A 4,989-nucleotide genomic window follows, 5' to 3' on the forward strand; every position below is an offset into this window, starting at 1 on the left:
AAGGAAAGGGAAAACGACGCTTTTCCCTTTCCGTGGAGCGAAAAGTCCCGGATTGGACTTTTTGCGACCCTATCAATCTTAGAATATGCAAGAATCAGTTTCTGGAAAACATACTTCAATTTTAACCCTGTGCAACCCTGCCTGCCGGGGCGTAGCTTCAGCGAAGACTGGTGTACCCTGTGGAGAGTATTATTTATCAGGCACAAAGATCCGGGATTCACTCAACACGGGTTGCTATTCCGTACGTAATATAGTACCGTACGCTATATGGTACGTTTAATCGGATCATATAGCAACGGAGGAACGCCATGAAAACGATGTCCGTTAGCAAGGCCAGGGCCAACCTTTACAAGCTCCTGGAGGAGGCGGGACAGTCTCACGAGCCCCTCGTCATCACCGGCAAGAGGGGCAACGCCGTCCTGGTGGCTGAAGAAGACTGGAGGGCCATCCAGGAGACCTTATACCTTCTCTCCATCCCCGGGATGAGGGAGTCGATCCGGGAGGGCCTTGAGACTCCCGTAGAGGAGTGTGCCGAGGTTCTCGACTGGTGACCTGGCGCCTCGTCTACACAAGCCAGTCCAGGAAAGATGCTAAAAAACTGGCCGCCTCGGGGCTGAAAGAGAAAGCTCATGAACTTCTTAAGCTTCTCCAGGAAGACCCTTACCGATCACCGCCCCCCTTCGAAAAGCTCATCGGGGACCTTTCAGGTGCCTTTTCCAGGCGGATCAACATCCAGCACCGCCTCGTATACCAGGTCCTGGAGGAGGAGAAGATTGTTAAAGTGATCCGCATGTGGACGCATTATGAGTAAACAGAACACCGAACACAGGTGAAGGTCAAAATCTGTCTCTCGCAGTGCCCCAGAGACCGCAGAGAAGCGTGACGAAGACGGATGGAATCTGGAATTGAATTATGAGCGACAGCCGTAAACGCATTAAGATCCTCCCCGACCACCTTGTCGACGTTATCGCCGCGGGGGAGGTGGTGGAGCGCCCGGCTTCCGTGGTCAAGGAGCTGGTGGAGAACGCCCTTGACGCCGGGGCGGAAAAGATCGAAGTGCGCATCGAGGACGGCGGGCGGCGGAAGATCGTCGTCACCGACGACGGGGCCGGGATGGCCCAGGACGACTGTCTGCTTGCCATCGAGCGCCACGCCACCAGCAAGATCGCCTCCGTGGACGACCTCAGGCACCTGAGGACCCTGGGTTTCCGGGGTGAAGCCCTTCCCAGCATAGCAGCGGTGGGCCGGTTCACCATGGAAAGCTGGGATGGGAAAGCTGGTTCGGGTACGAAGATCACCGTGGACAACGGCAAGCTGATCAACGTGGAGCCGGTGGGCAGGGCACAGGGGACCACCGTTACCCTCGAAAGGCTCTTCGGAAAGCTCCCTGCCCGGAGGAAGTTCCTCAGGACCAGGGAAACCGAAGCGGCCTGGTGTCTTGGCGCCGTCGAGGATGCTGCCCTGGCTGCTCCCGCCGTGTCCTTCTCGGTAATCAGCGACGGTGCCCGGATCATGAACCTCCCTCCTGTCCTGGCCCGAGCCGGTCGAGGGGCCTCATCCCTGCATGACCGGGTTGCCTCCCTGTGGGGCGTTGACACTGCCGAAAGCCTTGTCCCCCTGTCGGCCATGGCCGACGGAATCACTCTCGAGGGCCTCGTCAGCCCCCCCACAGTAACCTTCGGCCGCCGCACGAGACACAAGGTCATCGTCAACGGACGCCCGGTCAGGGACCCGGTGCTCAACAGGGTCATCTCCTCGGCCCTGGCCGGTTCGTGGCCTGCGGGACGGTTCCCGGCCCTGGTGCTCAGGCTTACCGTGGACGACGACCTTGTGGACGTGAACGTGCATCCTTCAAAACGGGAGGTCCGGTTCCGCAGGACCGATCCCGTTGCCCAGGCGCTGAAAGCCGCCGTACGGGACATGAACTCCCCGGTCAGGGTGTCGCCTGATTACATTCGCGCGCACTCCCCGAGGGATTACCCGCAACCGGCCGGAACTGTTCCGGCAACTCCGGCCAGAGAGTCAAAACTGCCTTTTGGCAAGGCTGTTAACCCATTGGAGTCGGCTGATTTTGAACGCGATATTGACGGGTTCTCTGAAAATACAGGATATGACCCAGAATCCCCCAGGATCCTGGGCCAGGTCATGGGGACCTATATCCTCGTGGAAGGCGGGAACGGGGTCCAGGTCATCGATCAGCACGCCGCCCACGAGAGGATCGTGTTCAACCGGCTCATGGCCCGGCGTGGGGGAAAGGACGTGCCGGTCCAGAGGCTGGCGGTTCCCCGTGTCTTGACCCTCAGTCCCTCCGAGGCGGCAAACCTCCTCGCTTCCGCCGACATGCTCAACTCCTTCGGTTTCGAAGTGGACGAGTTCGGGCCTTCCACGGTCCGTATTACGGCTGTCCCGTCGGATCTGAAGGAAGAACTCATCGATGAGATCCTTCAGCAGCTGGCTTCTGATCCTGATTCCCTTGGCAAGGACCCCGAAGAGGTGGCTTTGGCTATGAGCCGGTGGGCGTGCCGCCAGAGCGTCATGGCCGGCCAGAGGCTTTCCGGGTCCCAGATGGCGGCACTGATAGGGGAACTGGACAAGGCCGAGTCAGGTTTCTCCTGTCCACACGGCCGCCCCACCCGGGTCACCCTGGGCCCGGCGGACCTCGAGAAGCTCTTCGGCCGGCGATGAGGACTATCAAGCCCTCAGGCAGACCCCTCGTAATCGCCATCGGCGGGCCCACCGCCTCGGGGAAATCGGCCCTGGCCATGCACCTGGCAGAGCTATTGACCGTGGAGATCGTCAACTTCGACTCCATGCAGGTCTACAGGGGCATGGACATCGGGACCGCCAAGCCAGGCGGGTCCGAGCGAACCGCAGTGCCCCACCACCTCCTGGACATCCGCGATCCAGACGAGGAGTTCTCGGTGGGACAGTTCATCCCCCTTTTTCGCACAGCTGTGGACGAGATCACTGCCCGGGGAGCTGTCCCCGTCGCGGTGGGGGGAACAGGGCTTTACCTCAGGGGAGCCCTGGGCGGGCTTTTCGAGGGACCGGCCCGGGATGAAGAGCTAAGGAACAGGTTTCGGGAACAGGAAAAGGCCGATCCCGGGCGCCTTTACAGGCTTCTTGCTGAAAAAGACCCTGAAACCGCTGAAAGGACCATGCCCAATGACCTCGTCCGCGTCGTCCGTGCCCTGGAGGTCCTTGAACTCACCGGCTCTTCCATAAGCCGCCTCCGCTCGGGGCACGCCTTCGGGGACCGGCCCTTCGACGCAAGGGTTTACTGTCTCTCCCCGGACAGGGAGCAGCTGTACCGGTGGGTCGAGGAGCGGGTGGACGCCATGATGGCCTCCGGCCTCCTGGAGGAGGTGAGGGGGCTGAGGGAGAAGGGTTATGGCAGGGAGCTGGCCTCCATGAAGGCCCTGGGATACAGGGAACTCATGGCCCACCACCTGGACGGGGAAACGAACCTGGAAGAAGCGGTGGAGCTTATCAAGCGCAACACCCGCCGATACGCCAAGCGCCAGCTCACCTGGTTCCGAGGGGAAGAGGGGGTGACCTGGCTGGAGTACGCGGGTCGGGAGGAGATCCCGGGTCTGGCGGAGAGGATAGCGAGGGAAGTGCAGAGCGTAGAGTGTAGAGCGTAGAGTGTTGAGCGTAGAGTGTAGAGCGTAGAGTGTTGAGCGTAGAGTGTAGAGTGTAGAACCAGTTCAACGTCCAAGGTCCAAAGATGTCATTGCGAGGAGTCACGCCAGCGGCGTGATGACGTGGCAATCTAGATCCCCATTAAAGGCGATAAAAGCTAATCTACAACAGCGCAGCCATTTACGAGATCACCGTCAAGATTGGTAATCAGATAGGGATGTCCAGACGCATTATAAAATTGGAAATAATTTGGTTATGGCTTTTACCGTTAGCGCTGGAATATGCTTTAGGTGTTCTCTCAAGATAAGGCCATAACTATGGAAAAGGGAGACTCATCTTTAACAGTTGGAAAGAAAAAGTTCTGTAATATCAAGCAGTTAGCAATGCATAAAAAGTTCTTGGCACTACCTTTTGCTCTTTGATCTACCTGTCATATTTCCCGGATAGTGGGTGGGATGGCAACCCCTGCAGCCTGGAAGACCTTGCCGCAGGTCCCGACGCATTCCGTCCGGAGAGCCAGAGATTTACCGCTGTCCTCAATGGTCACCTCCTGAAGCGCCTTGAGGTCCTGTTTGATGTCGGCCCATTCGAATGAGTGCCCGGCTTTCTCGATCCGCCTGTCCAGCTCTTTCCTCAACGCCAGAGCCAGAAAGCTGCAGAACACATGGCCCCGGATGTTTGCATCCCGCTGGTGATACACGGGCCTGGTCTCCAATATGGATTTGACGTCCCTGAAGACCTGCTCCACCTGCCACAATTCCTTGTACTTGACGGCGACTTGATCAGCAGGCAGATCGGTGTTGGTGATCAGCACCCACTTGCCGTCAAATCGGGACTCATACTCTATTCTGTCCTGATCAATATGCACGCTGCCACGGTCGATCTTGAGATACTTCCGGTATCCTTTGTTCCCGATAAGCTTTTTGGGGCCTGTTTTGATCTTCTCCTCTAAAGAATCGACGATGCCCTGGCGGTCATGGGCGTCTTTTCGGGCCTGTCTGGGGTTGAGGCAGACAATGTAGCGATTGCCGTTCAACAGAACCTCTTTAACCTTAAGGGGAGACGGGTCCTTGGAAGATTTTCCTTCCGGGTAAACCTCACTGTATCGGCCCGGCCGAGAAAGCACATCCAGCTTGATCTCATTCACTTTACGCATCCGGGCTCCAAGAATGTAGGGAATCTGCTTCTTATCCAGTTCCTCCAATGTTGATGGACTCGCAAAAAGTCCATCAACGCGCCCCGCGCGGGGCGCCCAAATCAAGGACTCACTCCGTAAGTCATTGATTTGTAAGGAAAGGGAAAACCACGCTTTTCCCTTTCCGTGGAGCGAAAAGTCCCGGATTGGAC

At 58.0% G+C, this 4,989-nt stretch carries 5 protein-coding genes; 4 read left to right on the plus strand and 1 reads right to left on the minus strand.

The genetic code is table 11. The features are described from left to right. The first annotated feature begins 308 nt into the window (after positions 1-308). The 4 genes from P1S46_11460 (at position 309) to miaA (ending at position 3,644) form a co-directional block, all read left to right on the plus strand. Positions 309-551: a type II toxin-antitoxin system Phd/YefM family antitoxin gene (locus P1S46_11460; GenBank protein ID MDF1537093.1), complete on the plus strand. Its 243-nt coding sequence runs from the start codon at positions 309-311 to the stop codon at positions 549-551. Beyond that, positions 548-811: a Txe/YoeB family addiction module toxin gene (locus P1S46_11465; protein MDF1537094.1), complete on the plus strand. Its 264-nt coding sequence runs from the start codon at positions 548-550 to the stop codon at positions 809-811. The genes P1S46_11460 and P1S46_11465 overlap by 4 nt, the downstream gene beginning before the upstream one ends. Before the next feature lie 101 nt (positions 812-912). Further along, entirely contained in the window at positions 913-2,685 is a 1,773-nt protein-coding gene (gene mutL / locus P1S46_11470) for a DNA mismatch repair endonuclease MutL (GenBank protein MDF1537095.1), read from the plus strand. After that, a complete protein-coding gene (gene miaA, locus P1S46_11475) occupies positions 2,682-3,644 on the plus strand; it encodes a tRNA (adenosine(37)-N6)-dimethylallyltransferase MiaA (protein ID MDF1537096.1) in 963 nt (320 codons plus the stop codon). The genes mutL and miaA overlap by 4 nt, the downstream gene beginning before the upstream one ends. 428 nt (positions 3,645-4,072) lie before the next feature. On the opposite strand, the gene P1S46_11480 is transcribed toward miaA, so the two are convergent. Further along, positions 4,073-4,989 (minus strand): transposase (locus P1S46_11480; GenBank protein MDF1537097.1); only part of this gene is annotated, 917 nt, incomplete at its 5' end.

Source organism: bacterium (genome assembly GCA_029210545.1).
Taxonomy (GTDB): domain Bacteria; phylum BMS3Abin14; class BMS3Abin14; order BMS3Abin14; family BMS3Abin14; genus JARGFV01.

What these genes read in the sequence shown, in the direction of transcription:
- P1S46_11460 (MDF1537093.1), top strand. Translation starts at nt 309, where the DNA reads ATGAAAACGATGTCCGTTAGCAAGGCCAGGGCCAACCTTTACAAGCTC.
- mutL (MDF1537095.1), top strand. Translation starts at nt 913, where the DNA reads ATGAGCGACAGCCGTAAACGCATTAAGATCCTCCCCGACCACCTTGTC.
- miaA (MDF1537096.1), top strand. Translation starts at nt 2,682, where the DNA reads ATGAGGACTATCAAGCCCTCAGGCAGACCCCTCGTAATCGCCATCGGC.